Source organism: Flavonifractor sp. An9 (assembly GCF_002161245.1).
Lineage (GTDB): Bacteria > Bacillota > Clostridia > Oscillospirales > Oscillospiraceae > Flavonifractor > Flavonifractor avicola.
On the sequence record NZ_NFHC01000001.1, the window covers coordinates 81421 to 97319 of the forward strand.

Sequence of the window (15899 nt, forward strand, 5' to 3'; positions counted from 1 at the left end):
AGAGCAATAGAATGGCTTTCAATAGTAGCGATACCGCCGCCTTCAAGGGCGTATGGGTTTTCTGTGAGCAGCGCGAGGGCGTTATCATGTCCACCAGCTACCAGCTCCTCTCCGAGGGCCGTAAGCTGGCCAACGACCTGGGCGTGGAGCTGTGCGGCGTGGTCCTGGGCAAGGACATCAAGGAAGAGTACCTGAAGGCTCTGGGCGGCTACGGCGCCGACAAGGTGTACTACTGCAACCACGAGCTGCTGGACGTTTACACCACCGACGCCTACACCAAGGTCATCTGCGACCTGGTGGAGGACAAGAAGCCCGAGATCTTCCTCATCGGCGCCACCAACATCGGCCGTGACCTGGGCCCCCGCTGCGCTGCCCGGCTGCACACCGGTCTGACCGCCGACTGTACCCACCTGGATGTGGACGTGGCCAAGTACAAGGAGTTCCTGAAGACCACCTCCACCATCGACGTGGACAACACCGTGTTCGAGGAGAACACCAACCTGAAGATGACCCGTCCTGCTTTCGGCGGTCACCTGATGGCTACCATCATCTGCCCCCGCTTCCGTCCCCAGATGTCCACCGTCCGTCCCGGCGTGATGCAGACCCAGCCCTACGACGAGGCCGGCGCTGCCAAGACCGTCATCGAGAACGTGGACGTCAAGCTGGACAAGTCCGACATCCATGTTGAGGTGCTGGAGGTCAAGAAGGCTGCCAAGAAGCTGGTCGACCTGATCGGCGCTGACGTGGTGGTCTCCGTAGGCCGCGGCATCAGCAAGGACGTTGAGGGCGGCATCAAGCTGGCTGAGGAGCTGGCTTCCGTCCTGGGCGGCGTTGTGGGCTCCTCCCGTGCCTGCGTGGACGCCGGCTGGATCGGTGCTGACCACCAGGTCGGCCAGACCGGCAAGACCGTCCATCCCCGCATCTATGTTGCTCTGGGTATCTCCGGCGCTATCCAGCACCTGGCTGGTATGCAGGACTCCGAGTGCATCATCGCGGTGAACAAGAACGAGTCTGCCCCCATCTTCGACGTGGCTTCCTACGGCATCGTGGGCGACCTGTACAAGGTCACTCCCATGCTCATCGAGGCCATCCGGGCTGCCAAGGCTGCCAAGTAAGAAGGCTTACATCAAAAGGACCTGTTGCAATCGCAACAGGTCCTTTTTTATGCTATCGATTGAGTAGACTTCTGCTGTTTTGAATTGCACCCACGGGATGGAGGGAGTATACTGGGAAAAGATTGGGGGCGAAAACAATGTGGGAACGACATCCCAAAGGAATCTTGCTGCTGGGAGTGGTGGGCATCTCCATTTCTGCCATCCTGGTGCGCTACTCCCAGGCCCCTTCGGTGATCACCGCAGTCTACCGCCTGGGCTGGACGGTACTGCTGTTGCTGCCGGCGGTACTGACCAAGTTTCGGCAGGAGCTCAAGCGGGTGCGGGGGAGAGATGTACTGCTGTGTACGCTCAGCGGAATCTGTCTGGCCCTCCACTTCCTCACTTGGTTTGAATCCCTGAAATGGACCGGTGTGGCGGTATCCACCGTGCTGGTGAGTACGGAAGTGATCTTCACCGCCCTGGGCTTTGCACTCTTTCTGAAAGGTAAGATCCCGCCCCTGGGAGTGGCCGCCATCCTGCTGGCCTTCGGCGGCAGCGCAATACTGGCCCTGGCAGGAGGCGGACAGGGCAGCGAGTGGTATGGAAATATCCTGGCATTGTTAGCGGCTTTCTTTGTCGCTCTGTATACTTTGATTGGAAGAATACAGAGAGGATACCTTTCTACCACAGTATATACCTTTTTAACCTACCTGGCCTGCTTCCTGACTCTACTGATCATGGCACTGGCCAGCGGCACCCCCCTGGTGGGCTATGGGGGACGAGAGTGGCTCATCGGTCTGGGTCTGGCAGTGCTGTGTACCCTGATGGGACACAGCCTGTTCAGCTGGTGCCTGAAATATCTGTCCCCTGCCTATGTGTCGGCTGCTAAGCTGTGCGAGCCGGTGTTCTCCGGGGTGCTGGCCGTCCCCCTGTTTGGAGAGATCCCCGCCCCTATGCAGCTGCTGGGCGCAGGAATTATCCTGGGAGCGGTGCTCCTCTATACCTGGGCGGAGCGGAAGGAAACCTAATCCTCTATGGCGATTTATGACGAAAGAATACGAACGGTAAAACTTTACAATTTATGGTAAAGTTGTATAATTGAGTCATAGAATCGTACAAAGGGGGAGAACGCCATGCGAGAGCTGCTGCTGGAGAGTCCGGAGGGCTGCGGTTACCGCTATGCCATCCTGGTGGATGAGATGGCAGTAGGAGGGCTGTGCTGCGAGAGCTACGGCATCAAGGTGACCGGCCCGGATGGGGACAGTCAGGCGGTGCCCAATATCACGGTGAGCGTCGGGCGTATTGATGAGTTGGCCGAGCTGGTCCGGCGCAATCAGGTGTCGCCGGTGACGCTGCGGGATGTGGTGGAGGACTGGCTGTAAGAAAAATGGATAATGATGCAGATCAATGTAACGCTTTGCATTGACAGAGCCGGTAAAATCGGCTATGATATTGTCTGCTGAATCAACTGCTTTGCGCTCCGCTTGGGCAGACGTTCGAGAGGAAAAAAGACAAAAAACTGCTGTTTAGGCGGCAAAGTAGTTTGTTTCCCGCGGTGAGGGCCGCGGGAATTCTCTTTGTGGAGGACCTTCCCTCCCGGGAAAACAGCGGGGCTGAGGCCGGATATTGAACGGAATCGGCTCAGAAGGCCGCCGTCAGGCGGCCAAGCCAAGGAGGAAAAATCGTGAAAGAGAGAGAGACCTTTGCGTCCCGGCTGGGCTTTGTGCTCATCTCTGCCGGGTGCGCCATCGGCCTGGGCAACGTCTGGCGTTTCCCCTACATCGTGGGGCAGTACGGCGGCGCCGCCTTTGTGCTGATCTATCTGGTATTTCTGGTGGCCATGGGCCTGCCTATCATGGCAATGGAGTTTGCCGTGGGCCGGGCCAGCCGGAAAAGCATCATTGTGTCCTTCCAGGAACTGGAGCCCAAGGGCACCAAGTGGCACTGGTACGGCTGGTTTGGTATGGCGGGCAACTACCTGCTGATGATGTTCTATACCACCATTGCCGGCTGGCTGCTGATGTATTTCTTCAAGATCGCTGCCGGTCAATTTGAGGGACTGGACAAGTCTGGTGTGGAGCAGAGCTTCGGTACCATGGTGTCTCAGCCTGGAATCCAGCTGCTCTTCATGGCCATTGTGGTGGTTCTTGGTATGGTGATCTGCAGCCGGGGCCTGCGCAACGGCGTGGAGAAGGCCAACAAGTTTATGATGCTCTGCCTGCTCTGCCTGCTGGTGATCCTGGCCATCCGGGCCATCACCCTGCCCGGGGCCATCAAGGGCCTGGAGTTCTATCTGGTGCCTAATTTCGACAACCTGATGTACGATGCCAACGGCAACTTCCGGCTGGGCGAGGCCATCTACGCCGCCATGGGACAGGCCTTCTTTACCCTGAGCCTGGGCATCGGCGCCATGGCCATCTTCGGCAGCTACATCGGCAAAGACCGCCGCCTCTTCGGCGAGACCATCAGCGTGGGCATCCTGGATACCTGCGTGGCCTTTGTATCTGGCCTGATTATCTTTCCCTCTGCCTTCGCCTTCGGTGTCAATCCCGACGCCGGTTCCAACCTGATCTTCATCACCCTGCCCAATGTGTTCAACGCCATGCCCGGCGGACGGCTGTGGGGCGCGCTGTTCTTCGTGTTCCTGTTCTTTGCCGCCCTGTCCACCATCACCGCCGTGTTTGAGAACATCCTGGCCTGCTGGATGGACAAGTGGGGGGTGTCCCGTGGTAAGGCGGTGGCCATCAACCTGGTGCTTATCTTCCTGCTCAGCCTGCCCTGCCTGCTGGGCAACAACATCTGGAGCGGTATCAAGATCCTGGGCATGGGCGTCATGGACTTTGAGGACTTCTTGGTGAGCAACAACCTGCTGCCCCTGGGTTCCGTGATCTATCTGCTGTTCTGCTGCCTGTCCAAGAAGATTGCCTGGGGCTTCGACGGCTTCCTGGCCGAGGCCGACCAGGGCAAGGGCGTGCGCTTCCCCGCAAAGCTGCGGATGTATTTCACCGTGGTGGTGCCCATCATCGTACTGATCATCTTTGTCATGGGCTACATTGAGAAATTTGCATAAACCTGCAAAAAGGACCTGCCGTAAGGCAGGTCCTTTTTGGTTCATGGGTAGGCATTCCAATATACCTCACCCGGGTCCAGAGAGAGCCCCCGGGCGGCAAAGAGCTGATCAATGGTGCAGAAATAGTAGCCCTGGGCGTGGAGCTTGTCCACAATCTGCAACGCGGCATCCACCGACTCTGGATAGATGTCGTGGAGCAGGATAATGCCGCCGTCCCGGGCCTGGTTTACCACCATGTTTACCACCCGGTCGGTGTTTTTGTCGTCCCAGTCCTCCGGATCAATGGACCACAGGATGATGGGACAGCCCGCCCGCTTTTTTACGCCCTCATCCCACTTGCCGTAGGGCGGGCGGAGGAGAAAATCGTTGTGTCCCAGCAGATCCTTCAGCAGGGTGCGGGTGGACTCCACCTGGGCGTCAAAATCCGTCTGGTTCAAGTCGGTGAGCTGCACATGGTCAAAGGTATGGATGCCAATCTGGTGGCCCTCCCGGTCCATCCGCTCCACCACATCCTCGTTGTCCGCAATCTGACGGCCAATGAGGAAGAAGGTGGCTTTTACACCCCGTTCCGCCAGACCATCCAGCAGGCGGGTGGTGGTGGAGCGGCGGGGGCCGTCATCAAAGGTAAGGGCGATGAGTTTTTGCTGAGGCAGCTGGGTGGGGGCGTCAACCGACAGCACACTCTGCCGGACACCCAGGGAGAAGGTCAGACAGACTATAGAAACTGCCAGAATGACCACCATCCACCGCTTTTGAAGCTGACTCACGCCCCTCGCCCCCGTTTCGCCGTTGTGTGGCATAGTATGTGCAGGGCGGCGGGGAAGTTTTCACACAAAATCTGTCAGTCAGGCCTGGCGGGGATCGGGATCGCCGCTGAGGGAAAGAATGTACTGGTAATAGGGCAGCAGGAATTCGTAACTGTCAACCAGCACATCGGCCAGTTCATGGCTCCACAGCAGATCCTGATGGGGGGCGCTGTGGGAGATGGCAAAGCTCTTTTTATCATACCAGGGCTGCAGCAGGGGGGAGGGCGCAGCCTTGGGCCGTTTGTAGTCCGTACCTTCCAAGATAAACTGGTCCTGTTTATTGAGACGGCGGGTCAGCTGCTCCATGGGCTTGGGGTCCCGGTCCATCCGGGCCCGGAATTTGGCCATGGTCACCGCGGGAGCCATCCAGAACCCCATGCCGCAGGACCAGCCCTCCGGCTCCAGTTCAAACCAGAACACCGGCTCGGAGCCAGCTTCCACATGGGGGCGAACCAAACTCATCCACAGGTGGTCCTTGTAGGGGCCACGGCCAAAGAGCCGCCGGGCGTCCCGATAGATGCGGGAGACCTTGCACACCAGATCCAGGTCGGGGTGCTTGTCCAGAAAACGGGCGTATACCTCGTTGGCCAGCTCCTTCATAGGGCGCTGGAAGTGGGTGAGGTACTCCTCTTTATGGGCCTCAAACCAGGACTTTTCATTGTTGAAGCGGATGCCCCACATAAAGTCCACGGTGGCCCCGGAAAATCCTTCAAACATAGTAATTCCTTTCTCATTTCGTATTTGGGCAAGCAAGGCCCCCCGCCGGGCGGGGGGCCTTGCAGAAGGTTGTATCAGACTGCGGGAGTCTCCGCTGCGGGCGCCGCGCTGTCCTCAGGCAGCATACCGGGACCGGTGGTAGGTGTGGGCTCCGGTGTGGGAGTGGCACTGGGCGCCGGACTGGGCGTTGCCGAGGGCGTTGCGGAAGGTGTGGCGGAGGGGGTAGCCGACGGGGTTGCGCTGGGGGTTGCGGAAGGTGTGGCGCTGGGTGTGGCCGACGGCGTGGCGGCAGGCGTGGGAGTGGGCTGCACCGGGGTCAGTGTTTTCAGTCCCGTAGAGGGATCAATGCCCCAGCGGGCTGCGTCGGCGGGGTTGTAGTAGTACACCGCGTCGGAGGACTTGTAGCTGTTGCGGTAGAGGAAGATGGTATCTACCGTATTGCCGTTTTTATCCACCAGCTTCTGGTACACATCCACGGTGACGCCGTTGTAGCGGGAGTAATTGGGGTCCCGCCGGGGCTCGGCGCCCGCAGGGTGGTTGGGATCGGGCTTATAGGTGTTTTTATAAGGAGTTGTAGAGACGGTAACAGAGTAGGGTTCGCCGTGGATGCCGGTGGTATCGGTGCCGTAGATGGTGACGTGGAGCTTGTGGTTTTTATCCTGATAGGTTTCGATTTTGATGGGATAGTCGGTACTGTTTTTGAATTTAAAGTCGATCTGGTTGCTCCAGACGGTGGCATCAGTGCCGATCACCGGCATATAGCCGCCATTGAAGGCGTGCTTGGATCGTTCCACGGTCTCCAGATTGGCCTTCAGGGTGACCCAGTAAATGGTGGAGGAGAGCTGGCAGATGCCGCCGGCGGTGGCGTCGATGCTCTGGCCGTTCTGGTAGGTGCCGGCGTCCTTATAGCCGCTGGATTTGGTATAGGGGCCGGCCAGATCGTTGTAGGAGAATACCTCACCGGGCAGCAGGATGGTGCCGTTGACCCGGCTGGCAGCCAGGTCGATGTTGTACCAGCGATTGGAGGGACCGGCGCAGCTGGTGGTGCCGGTGCCCAGCACATCCTTGAAGAGGTTGGCCTCCAGGTCGGCGGTGGTCATTTTGGGCTCAGTCTTGGTCAGGGGTACGGAGACATCGGAGCCCTCCGCCGCGCTGTCCAGGGCAGACTTGGCGGCGGCAGTATCCAAGCTGACGCCGGTGACAGAGGGCACGATCTGCTTGGTGCTCTTGTCTAAGTAGGCGTCGGCTGCCTCCACGGTGACCTCCTTCTGGATGGCATCAAAATCCGGGTCCAGGGGAGGAGCGGTGGTGACCTGGGTCTCCAGGGGGGCATTTTCCGCGCTGCTGTCGTTGAGCAGCTGAGTAAAGCGCTCTGCGGCGGCGTCGGTGAGGGCGTTTACGTCGATGGTGCGGCCAGTAACACCTTTGTGGAACACCAGCTGATCACCGGACACCTCCCAGGTGGTCTGGGCCTCCGGGTCCGCGTGTTTTTCCACCGCCTCAGTCACAACAGCGGGAGTGTCCTTCAGGGTCACAGGAACGGAGTACTGGGCCCCTCCGGTGATGGCTCCCAGATACTGGACGCCGCGAGTGAAGAAGCTGCCCGACTGCTGGTCCAGGGCCTCCTGGAGGGCGGATTCCACTGCCTGGTCATCCACCGTGGCGTCGCTGCCCGGGATGGTAAATTCCTGCCCCTCGCACACAAAGGGTACGGAGAGCTGAGAAAGCCGGTCAGGCAGCTGGGTTTTGAGGGTATCCAGGGCCTGTTCCTGGGTTTGACCGCCCAGGTCGATCCCGGCGACGGTCGTATTGGGCAGGAAAGTGCCGCTGCCCGCGGCGGCGCACAGAATGAGGTAGCCGCCAATCAGGATGACGACCACCGCCAGTGCCACAATGAGGGCGATCTTACCGCCCTTGGGCTTTTCGGCCTGAGCGGTTCGCTTGCCCGCTGTTTGTGCCATATTCGATCACTCCAACTCGTATAATTGCCCGGCCTGAGGCCTGGGCAGAAAATCCGGCAGATCGTTACCAGAAAGACAGCAGAAACTGCCGGGCTGCATCAAAAATGATTCAGTAACCCATATTATAGGTGTTTCCTATGAGAAAAGCAATTACAGATTGGTTACATGGTCCGGCGGCGGAAATCGCTTTACAGAAAAGCGGATTCAGTGTATGATTATATGCACCTGGACGGCGGATCATATCGGCGATTGTCCGCTATTACAGCATGGCCCGTCCAGCGGATCATATCCAGCGAAACTTTGACACTTTTGTGATGGAATGACAACATTTTTTGACTTTAGAGAGCAAAAGGGGCGGTATCCATGTCATATGACCGATACAGACGTCCGGACGGGAACGGGGATCTGGGTTCCTGGATCGTGACGCTGATCCTGTTGATCAGCCCGTTGTGGTTTGTGGGACTGATCCTGCTGTTCCGCAAGCTGAACGCGCTGGGCCGCAGACCGCAGTTTCCTTATCTGGGGCCCAGTCCCGGTACACAGGGATTTCACACCCCGCCCGCAGGGGCGGCGGGCAGAGGGCTGGGCCTTGGGAAAGGCAAGGCCATGACCATCGGCGGAGCTATCATGGCTGTTATCTTCGGCATTGCCACCGCGGCGGGACTGCCGGTGGTGAGCAGCATCATGGGCTTCCCTCTGTCGCTGGCAGCCATGTCTCCGGTGATCGGTCTGTGTGCCGGTGGCCTGGCCCTTATGCTGGCGGGCAGTCTCAATACCCGTAAGATCCGGCGGTTCCGGAAATATCTGGCCCTCATTGGCCGGAGGGAGAGCGTGTCGGTGGTACAGCTGGCCCACGCCATGCCGGTGCCTGTGCGCAAGGCGTGCAACGATTTGCAGGAGATGCTGGACCGGGGCATCCTGCCCGCGGGATATCTGGATATGTCCTCCTATCAGCTGATCCTCAGCGACGAGGGCCTGAAGGATGAGCCGGAACCGGTGGAAGAGACTCAGGACCAGAGCCCGGAAGAGGAGGAACCCCTGGATATCCGGGACGACGACGCGGTACTCCGGGAGATCCGCCGCCTCAACGACGACATCGACGACCCCGAGATGAGCCGCAAGATTGACCGGATCGGGGAGATCACCAGCAAGATCTATGGCTATGTAAAACAGAATCCCAGCAAGGAGGGGCAGCTGCGCTCCTTCCTCAACTACTATCTGCCCACCACCCTGAAGATCCTTAAGGCCTACGCCCGTATGGAGGACCAGGGCGTGGAGGGAGAGAACATCCGTACTGCCAAGGCCCGCATCGAGGGTATGATGGACAAGGTGGTGGACGGCTTCGAGAAGCAGCTGGACCGCCTCTTTGAGGTGGACACCATGGACATCACTGCCGACGTGGAGGTGCTGGAGCGGATGCTGGAGAAGGACGGCTTATCCGGCGGCATGGACTTCGGACAGAAGGGCACTTCATAAATCGTTTACATAAGGTCCAAAAATTATCCATCACTCGACAGAGTGGCTGTGGTATCTTATAGGCACAGCCAAGCAAGACGGCAAGGGCGCCGCGCCGGGAGCGTGCGGAGGACAAATGCCATCCGGAGCGCGTTCAACAGACCGGCCCGCCCTTGTGACTGCCCCCCGGCTGTGGGGGCAGACCAAAGACAACACCTGGCTCTGCCGAGTGATGAGATACAGATGGAATCCTCCAAACAAACAAAGGAAGCCCCGGACGGCATCGCCGTCCGGGGCTTCCTTGTTATTTGAATCAGGTACAGCGTACGGTGCAGGTCAGAGTCTGGCCGTCCACGGTGCAGGTCAGGGTGGTGGTGCCCTTGCCCACATAGGTCACGGTGCCGTTGGAGGACACGGTGGCCACGGCGCTGTTGCCAATGCTCCACACGGGGGTGGAGGAGGTGCCGCTCACTTTCACCTGGAAGGAGGGGTAGGTCTTGCTCAGGGTGAAATCCGTCCGGCTCAGGGACAGAGAGGTAGACGTAGTGGTGCCGGAGCCGGTGGTGGTGGAGCCGCCGGTAGTTACCGAGTTGTGGACCAGACAGGTGTGGGTCACGCCGCCGGGCATGGTGGCGGTAATGGTGGCGTTGCCTGTCTTGGTCCCGGCGCTTACCTTGCCGGTCTCATCCACGCTGACCACCTCGGGATCGCTGCTGGTCCAGGTGATGGTGCCGGTGGAACCCTCAGGGATAAAGGTAACGGTGAGGGTGATGGGATCGGGATAGCGGTTACTGAGGGAGAACTCCGTCAGACTCAGGGTGAAGTCGGTGGCCGTCTGGTCGGCGGGAATGGTCTCCGACGGATCGGGCGATTCGGTGGGTTCTATGCTGGGCTGAGCGGAGTCGGTGGGCATGACGCTTTCCACGCCGGACGGATCGTCCACAGAGCCGCCCTTGGTCACCAGAGGAATGATCACCGAGATCACAATGATCACCGCCGCGATGATAATAGCCAGAGAGACGATGATCCCCACCAGACGGAGGGGAGAGGGGCCGCGGCCATAGCCGCCGCCTCTGGTGTTGGTCACCAGCCGCTTGCCGCCCCGGGCACGGCGGGGGGAATCCTCATCGCCGTCAAAGTCCTCGCCGTCCAGCGGAATCTCGTCACAGAACGGGCAGTGCTTATAAGTAGAGGCGTAGTCTTCGCCGCAGTATTCGCAATGAATCATTTTGGGACGGTCGTCCCTGCTTCGTCTGGATGCCATAGGAAATCCCTCCAATCGACATTCTTGTATCTATTGTACAACGCAGACGCGCAGCCCGTCAACGGTACTTCCGGAAATATAAAAGTTTTTTAACAATTATGTCAACTGATGGGCGGGGTTGCGCCGTCAAAACAAATTGGATATAATAGCAGGCAGAACGGCAGGGGAGGCGGAGCATATGAAAGGTTCCATCAGTGCTGCGGAAGCCCACAAACAGTACAGCGAAGCTGTGGCCGCGTTCCGGCGTCAGATCCCGGACCAGGTGCTGCGGGAGCGGTTTGGCCGGGAGGCCGATCCCTTCTTTCGTGCCTGCGCTCTGGGCCTGTGGCAGCGGGATGGGGCCTCTCCCACACCCAGATATGTGGAATTTTACAACGCCATCTACACCAAGGGCAATCCGGCCCCATCGGTGCTGTTTTGGGAACTGTCCTCGGAGGTGGCGGGTTATCCCGGATTCCGGCCGCCGGAATTTTTCAACCGGATGCGGGCCTGCGACAAGGTATCGGGCACCAGCCTGGCCCGCCGGTTTATCGATCTGACCACTCTGATGCTGCTGCTCTTTGCCGCGGTGGACGATCAGGTCAGCGAGGCCGAGGCCGGGTTTGTCAACCAGTGCGCCGATGCCCTCTCCGCCCTGTGTGATCAGGAGGGATTGAAGGGGGAGAAGGCGCCTCTGGACGTGGGGGACTTTGTGACCCGCAGGCCCGTCCCCCAAACGCCTCAGACCGCTCCGGCGGCGGAGCAAAAGGAGGAGGACAAGTCGGAGGAGCCGGAGCCTACTCTGGAGGAGCTGATGGCCCAGCTGGATGAGCTGTGCGGCCTGGAAAAGGTGAAGGCCGACGTGAAGAGTCTGGTCAACCTGGTGAAGGTGCGCAAGCTGCGGCAGGAGCACGATCTGCCGGTGCCGCCCCTGTCCCTTCATCTGGTGTTCATGGGCAATCCGGGCACCGGCAAGACCACCGTGGCCCGGCTGCTGGCCCAGCTGTACAAGGCCATCGGCATACTGTCCAAGGGACAGCTGGTGGAGGTGGACCGGTCCGGTCTGGTGGCCGGCTTCGTTGGACAGACCGCCATCAAGACCAGCGAGGTGATCCAGAAGGCCCTGGGAGGCGTGCTCTTCATCGACGAGGCCTACGCCCTGGCGGGGCAGGACAACCCCAACGACTTTGGCAGGGAGGCCATCGAGACTCTGCTGAAGGGGATGGAGGACCACCGGGCGGATCTGGTGGTCATCGTGGCGGGCTATACCCAGTTGATGGACCGCTTCCTCCACGCCAACCCCGGTTTGGAGAGCCGGTTCAACAAGTACTTTTATTTTGAGGACTACAACGGCGAGCAGCTGATGGAGATCTTCTGCTCCATGTGTGGGAAAAATGGATATACACTCAGTGATGAGAGTCGGAAGTATGCCGAAGAGTATTTTAAAACTCTGTATGAAGAGCGGGATGAGAACTTCGGAAACGCCCGGGACGTGCGCAATCTGTTCGAGCGGGCGGTGGCCCGGCAGTCCGACCGGGTGGCTGCGCTGGAGGCCCCCGGCAAGGAGGAGCTGATGGCTCTGACGGTGGAGGATCTGAAGGAGGATCAGCCGGAGGCATAAAAAGAGCCCCTGCCATATTGGCAGGGGCTTTGAGCCGTCTTACAGGTGATCGCTGTCTACCAGGATGTTATCGGTGCCGTGTTCCTCAAATTCAGCGATATAGGCGTCGATGCGGCTGGCCAGTTCGTCATAATTGCTCTCGTCGATAGGGGCGTCGTCCATGTCCCGGCGGGCCAGGTCCTCCGCCAGAATATCGAAGAACACATTGTTTTCGTATTCCATGATGGCCTCGTGGATGCCGCCTTCGGCAAAGGCGCGGGAGGGGACCACTTCGCCCTGCCAGTCCTCGGCCAGCGTGGGCATTCCCTCCGCCCGGGCCTTGGCAAAGAGCAGGCTCTCTACCTCGTCATAGTCCCTGAACCGGTCGTCGCCCCGGGTGGAATTCAAGATCCAGTTGCCGATATAGGCCATATCCAGCAGACGGCGAAACTGCTTGGTCGTCAGTTCCAGCTTCATACCAATGCGACCTCCTCGCTGTCATGACGTTGGGGCAGGAGGGACCATACCCCACTCTCATATTATAATCACCCCCGAAGAAATGTCAAACCAGGGAGGGAAAAATGTGAAAATAACCCCTTGTTTTCCTGCCCTGTTTCCCCTATCATTAAAAGAACCATAGTATTACAAGGAGGGAACGCCTTGGACAGTCGACCCATTGGCGTATTTGACTCCGGCCTGGGCGGCCTGACCACGGTGCGGGAGCTGTGCCGCCTGCTGCCGGGGGAGGATATCGTCTATTTTGGAGACACCGGACGGGTGCCATACGGCAGCCGCTCCAAGGAGACCATCATCCGGTACGCCCGCCAGGATGTGGCTTTTCTGCGTACCTTTGATTTGAAACTCATCGTCATTGCCTGTGGAACCGTGTCCACCACAGCCCTGAACATCCTGGCCAATGAGAACCCCATCCCGGTGCTGGGCGTGGTGGCCCCTGCTGCAGCCGCTGCCGCGGAGGCCACCCAAAACGGCAGGATCGGACTCATCGGCACCCAGGCATCCATCCGCAGCGGCGCCTATGAGGCCCTCATCCGCAAGGCCGACCCGGCGGCCCAGGTGACCGCCCAGCCCTGCCCCCTCTTTGTGCCCCTGGTGGAGAACGGGCGCTTCCGACCCGGCGATATCGTCATCGAGACGGTGGCGGGGGAGTACCTGGCCCCCCTGAAGGAGGCGGGAGTGGACACCCTGGTACTGGGCTGTACCCACTATCCTCTGCTCCAGGATGTGATCGCCGCCCAGATGGGGCCCCAGGTCCGGCTGGTCAACGCCGGAGCGGAGGGCGCCCGGGCCGCTGCCACCCGGCTGGCAGCCGACGACGCTTTGTCCGGAAAGACAGAGGGAGGCAGCTGCCGGTACTTTGTCAGCGACCGTCAGGAGGATTTCTCCCGGCTGGCCTCCATTTTCCTGGGCTGGGACGTTACCGGTGCCGTAGGTCAGGTGGATATCAGCTGCTATTGAAAACCAGCCCTTTACATTAGGGCGGGAATTGGATATAATATGGTGCAATTTGCGGCCGGAAGGGCCGATAAAGAGGGAACACAGAACCATGGAGAACAACGTTATCATATCCATTCAGGGCAAGCAGTCCTTTGAGGATCAGGAGCCGGAGGTCATCGAGCTGGTGACCGAGGGCAGACTGTCCCCCGATGGCGAGGACGGCTACACCCTCAGCTATCAGGAGAGCGAGCTCACCGGGTTGGAGGGTACCCTTACCACCTTCCAGATCGAGCCCGAGCGGGTAACTCTCCTGCGGGTGGGTGAGGTCAACTCCCAGATGGTATTTGAGGAGGGGCGGCGGCATCTGTCCATGTACAACACGCCCTACGGCGCTCTGGCGGTGGGCATCAACACCAAAAAGATGCGGACCCAGCTCAGCCCGGTAGGGGGCAGCATTGAGATCAACTATGCCCTGGAGATTGACCACTCGGTGGCGGGGGAAAATCTCTTCCACATCCGGGTACGGCAGAAGGGAAGCAGCATCCGGCAGTAAAACCCCGACAGATTCATCCCCAAACGGAGCAATAAAAATCCGTTTTTCCCGGGGACATGAGCCTCGGGAAAAAGACCTCTCAGCCCCCAAGTGTGGGATCTGGCCGCCTTAGCGGACAGAGGACGCGCGCGGCGGGCTGCATTCTCTCCCAAAAATGCCTGCATTTTTGAGAAGTAAAAGAAAAGGTGATAGATATGTCCAATATGATCCAGGCGGCCCGGGAGCAGGTCGCCCAGCTGACCCAGGCGGCTTATGAGAAGGCCGCGGCCCAAGGCCTGCTGCCCGCAGGGGCGGAGGTCAAGGCCACCATTGAGATCCCCAAGGACCCCACCCACGGAGACTACGCCTCCTCCTTTGCCATGGCGGGCGCCAAGGCCCTCCACAAGGCCCCCCGGCAGATCGCCCAGACCATTGTGGACAATCTGGATCTGGCGGACACCTTCTTTGATAAGGTGGAGATCGCCGGCCCCGGCTTCCTCAACTTTACCCTGGGCAGCAAATGGTACGGCGAGGTCCTCACCGATATCCAGGCCGAGGGCAACACTTACGGCGCGGTGGACGAGGGCCACGGCGAGAAGGTGATGGTGGAGTTTGTCTCTGCCAACCCTACTGGCCCCATGCACATTGGCAACGCCCGGGGCGGTGTGCTGGGTGACGCTCTGGCCAGTGTGCTTACCCGGGCCGGGTATGATGTGTGGCGTGAGTTCTACGTCAACGACGCAGGCAATCAGATCCACAAGTTCGCCATGTCCATCGACGCCCGGTACCTCCAGATTGTGCTGGGTGAGGAGAACTATCCCTTCCCCGAGGACGGTTACCACGGCGACGACATTAAGGAGCTGGCCCAGGCCTTTTACGACCAGCACGGCCCCGACTGGAAGGACAAGCCGGAGCAGGAGCGGCAGGAGGCCATGGCCCAGTACGGCCTGTCCGTCAACATCCCCAAGATGAAGGCTGATCTGCGCCGCTACCAGATTGAGTACGACGAGTGGTTCCTGGAGTCCGGCCTCCACAGCTCCGGCTATGTGGCCGAGACGGTGGGGATGCTGGCCGGCAAGGGCTGGACTTATGAAAAGGACGGCGCTCTGTGGCTCAACACCACCGATCTGCTCAAGCGGAAGTTCATGGCTGAGGGCAAGACCCAGGAGCAGGTGGACAAGCTGGACCTGAAGGACGATGTGCTCCGCCGGGCCAACGGCTTCTACACCTACTTCGCCGCCGACATTGCCTACCACCGCAACAAGCTGGAGAAGCGTGGATTCTCCAAGGCCATCAACATCTGGGGCGCCGACCACCACGGCCATGTGGCCCGCCTCCAGGCTGCCCTGGACGGCCTGGGCCTGGACGGTTCCCACCGGCTGGTAGTGGTGCTGATGCAGCTGGTCAATCTGCTGCAGGACGGTCAGCCCGTCCGGATGTCCAAGCGCTCCGGTAAGGCCATTGCCCTGCGGGACCTGCTGGACGAGGTCAGTGTGGATGCAGCCCGGTTCTTCTTCAACTCCCGGTCCTCCACCTCTGCCCTGGACTTCGATCTGGATCTGGCGGTGCGGCAGGACTCCGATAACCCGGTGTACTACGTCCAGTACGCCCACGCCCGCATCTGCTCTCTGGTGAGCCGCCTCACCGAGGAGGGCGCCCAGATGCCTGACGCGGCCGCTGTAAATGCCGACCTCTTCACCACCGCCGAGGAGAAGACCCTCATCAAGACCCTGTCCCAGCTGCCCGAGGTGATCCGTATCTCCGCCCGGGACTACGACCCCTCCCACGTCAACCGCTACCTCATTACCCTGGCCGGCGATTTCCACCGCTTCTACAACGCCTGCCGCATCAAGGGGGAGGAGGCCGGCCTGCTGTCCGCCCGCCTCAAGCTGGCGGACACCGTTCGTTCCGTCATTGCCAACTGCCTGGCCCTCATCGGCGTTACCGCTCCTGAAAAGATGTAAGG

General features: G+C 59.9%; 14 protein-coding genes. 9 read left to right on the plus strand and 5 right to left on the minus strand.

Annotated features, from left to right (window positions below; all coding sequences use genetic code 11):
• The first annotated feature begins 11 nt into the window (after nucleotides 1-11).
• The 4 genes from acrA (at nucleotide 12) to B5G40_RS00430 (ending at nucleotide 4164) form a co-directional block, all read left to right on the plus strand.
• Nucleotides 12-1115 carry an acryloyl-CoA reductase electron transfer subunit beta gene (gene acrA, locus B5G40_RS00415; RefSeq protein WP_087398404.1) on the plus strand — a complete coding sequence of 368 codons (1104 nt, stop codon included), beginning with the start codon at nucleotides 12-14 and terminating at the stop codon, nucleotides 1113-1115.
• Nucleotides 1116-1252: 137 nt separating this feature from the next.
• Nucleotides 1253-2122, plus strand: a complete 870-nt coding sequence (locus tag B5G40_RS00420) for a DMT family transporter (protein WP_206407195.1) — start codon at nucleotides 1253-1255, stop codon at nucleotides 2120-2122.
• A gap of 105 nt (nucleotides 2123-2227) precedes the next feature.
• Nucleotides 2228-2476, plus strand: coding sequence for a DUF6514 family protein (locus B5G40_RS00425; RefSeq protein ID WP_087328954.1), 249 nt, complete (start codon nucleotides 2228-2230; stop codon nucleotides 2474-2476).
• A gap of 302 nt (nucleotides 2477-2778) precedes the next feature.
• Nucleotides 2779-4164 carry a sodium-dependent transporter gene (locus tag B5G40_RS00430; protein ID WP_087389601.1) on the plus strand — a complete coding sequence of 462 codons (1386 nt, stop codon included), beginning with the start codon at nucleotides 2779-2781 and terminating at the stop codon, nucleotides 4162-4164.
• Nucleotides 4165-4205: 41 nt separating this feature from the next.
• On the opposite strand, the gene B5G40_RS00435 is transcribed toward B5G40_RS00430, so the two are convergent.
• The 3 genes from B5G40_RS00435 to B5G40_RS00445 form a co-directional block, all read right to left on the minus strand.
• Nucleotides 4206-4931: a polysaccharide deacetylase family protein gene (locus B5G40_RS00435; RefSeq protein ID WP_242959095.1), complete on the minus strand. Its 726-nt coding sequence runs from the start codon at nucleotides 4929-4931 to the stop codon at nucleotides 4206-4208.
• A gap of 78 nt (nucleotides 4932-5009) precedes the next feature.
• Nucleotides 5010-5687 (minus strand): DUF2461 domain-containing protein, encoded by a 678-nt coding sequence (locus B5G40_RS00440; RefSeq protein WP_087269249.1) that lies wholly within the window; start codon nucleotides 5685-5687, stop codon nucleotides 5010-5012.
• Nucleotides 5688-5761: 74 nt separating this feature from the next.
• A complete protein-coding gene (locus tag B5G40_RS00445; protein ID WP_087398406.1) occupies nucleotides 5762-7648 on the minus strand; it encodes a VanW family protein in 1887 nt (628 codons plus the stop codon).
• A 363-nt stretch (nucleotides 7649-8011) separates the two neighbouring features.
• Between B5G40_RS00445 and B5G40_RS00450 the strand changes: the two genes are divergently transcribed.
• The gene (locus B5G40_RS00450; protein ID WP_087398407.1) at nucleotides 8012-9124 is read left to right on the plus strand and encodes a 5-bromo-4-chloroindolyl phosphate hydrolysis family protein; all 1113 of its coding nucleotides are present in this window, start codon (nucleotides 8012-8014) and stop codon (nucleotides 9122-9124) included.
• A 292-nt stretch (nucleotides 9125-9416) separates the two neighbouring features.
• On the opposite strand, the gene B5G40_RS00455 is transcribed toward B5G40_RS00450, so the two are convergent.
• Complete coding sequence (locus tag B5G40_RS00455; protein ID WP_087398408.1) at nucleotides 9417-10367, minus strand: Ig-like domain-containing protein; 951 nt, start codon at nucleotides 10365-10367, stop codon at nucleotides 9417-9419.
• A 178-nt stretch (nucleotides 10368-10545) separates the two neighbouring features.
• Between B5G40_RS00455 and B5G40_RS00460 the strand changes: the two genes are divergently transcribed.
• Nucleotides 10546-11967, plus strand: a complete 1422-nt coding sequence (locus B5G40_RS00460) for an AAA family ATPase (RefSeq protein ID WP_087398409.1) — start codon at nucleotides 10546-10548, stop codon at nucleotides 11965-11967.
• Between the two features lie 39 nt (nucleotides 11968-12006).
• On the opposite strand, the gene B5G40_RS00465 is transcribed toward B5G40_RS00460, so the two are convergent.
• Complete coding sequence (locus B5G40_RS00465; protein WP_087187848.1) at nucleotides 12007-12423, minus strand: hypothetical protein; 417 nt, start codon at nucleotides 12421-12423, stop codon at nucleotides 12007-12009.
• A 183-nt stretch (nucleotides 12424-12606) separates the two neighbouring features.
• Between B5G40_RS00465 and murI the strand changes: the two genes are divergently transcribed.
• The 3 genes from murI to argS all read left to right on the plus strand — a co-directional run bounded on the left by murI (nucleotide 12607) and on the right by argS (nucleotide 15897).
• Nucleotides 12607-13422 carry a glutamate racemase gene (gene murI, locus B5G40_RS00470; protein WP_087398410.1) on the plus strand — a complete coding sequence of 272 codons (816 nt, stop codon included), beginning with the start codon at nucleotides 12607-12609 and terminating at the stop codon, nucleotides 13420-13422.
• 88 nt (nucleotides 13423-13510) lie between these two features.
• Nucleotides 13511-13954, plus strand: coding sequence for a DUF1934 domain-containing protein (locus B5G40_RS00475; RefSeq protein ID WP_087329342.1), 444 nt, complete (start codon nucleotides 13511-13513; stop codon nucleotides 13952-13954).
• Between the two features lie 194 nt (nucleotides 13955-14148).
• Nucleotides 14149-15897, plus strand: coding sequence for an arginine--tRNA ligase (argS, locus tag B5G40_RS00480; RefSeq protein ID WP_087398411.1), 1749 nt, complete (start codon nucleotides 14149-14151; stop codon nucleotides 15895-15897).
• The last annotated feature ends 2 nt before the right edge of the window (nucleotides 15898-15899 follow it).

Excerpts from the sequence above, each read along its gene's own strand:
- B5G40_RS00420 (WP_206407195.1), top strand. The coding sequence starts at position 1,253 with ATGTGGGAACGACATCCCAAAGGAATCTTGCTGCTGGGAGTGGTGGGC.
- B5G40_RS00455 (WP_087398408.1), bottom strand. The coding sequence starts at position 10,367 with ATGGCATCCAGACGAAGCAGGGACGACCGTCCCAAAATGATTCATTGC.
- B5G40_RS00450 (WP_087398407.1), top strand. The coding sequence starts at position 8,012 with ATGTCATATGACCGATACAGACGTCCGGACGGGAACGGGGATCTGGGT.
- B5G40_RS00475 (WP_087329342.1), top strand. The coding sequence starts at position 13,511 with ATGGAGAACAACGTTATCATATCCATTCAGGGCAAGCAGTCCTTTGAG.
- B5G40_RS00445 (WP_087398406.1), bottom strand. The coding sequence starts at position 7,648 with ATGGCACAAACAGCGGGCAAGCGAACCGCTCAGGCCGAAAAGCCCAAG.
- argS (WP_087398411.1), top strand. The coding sequence starts at position 14,149 with ATGTCCAATATGATCCAGGCGGCCCGGGAGCAGGTCGCCCAGCTGACC.
- B5G40_RS00440 (WP_087269249.1), bottom strand. The coding sequence starts at position 5,687 with ATGTTTGAAGGATTTTCCGGGGCCACCGTGGACTTTATGTGGGGCATC.
- B5G40_RS00425 (WP_087328954.1), top strand. The coding sequence starts at position 2,228 with ATGCGAGAGCTGCTGCTGGAGAGTCCGGAGGGCTGCGGTTACCGCTAT.
- B5G40_RS00465 (WP_087187848.1), bottom strand. The coding sequence starts at position 12,423 with ATGAAGCTGGAACTGACGACCAAGCAGTTTCGCCGTCTGCTGGATATG.
- B5G40_RS00460 (WP_087398409.1), top strand. The coding sequence starts at position 10,546 with ATGAAAGGTTCCATCAGTGCTGCGGAAGCCCACAAACAGTACAGCGAA.
- acrA (WP_087398404.1), top strand. The coding sequence starts at position 12 with ATGGCTTTCAATAGTAGCGATACCGCCGCCTTCAAGGGCGTATGGGTT.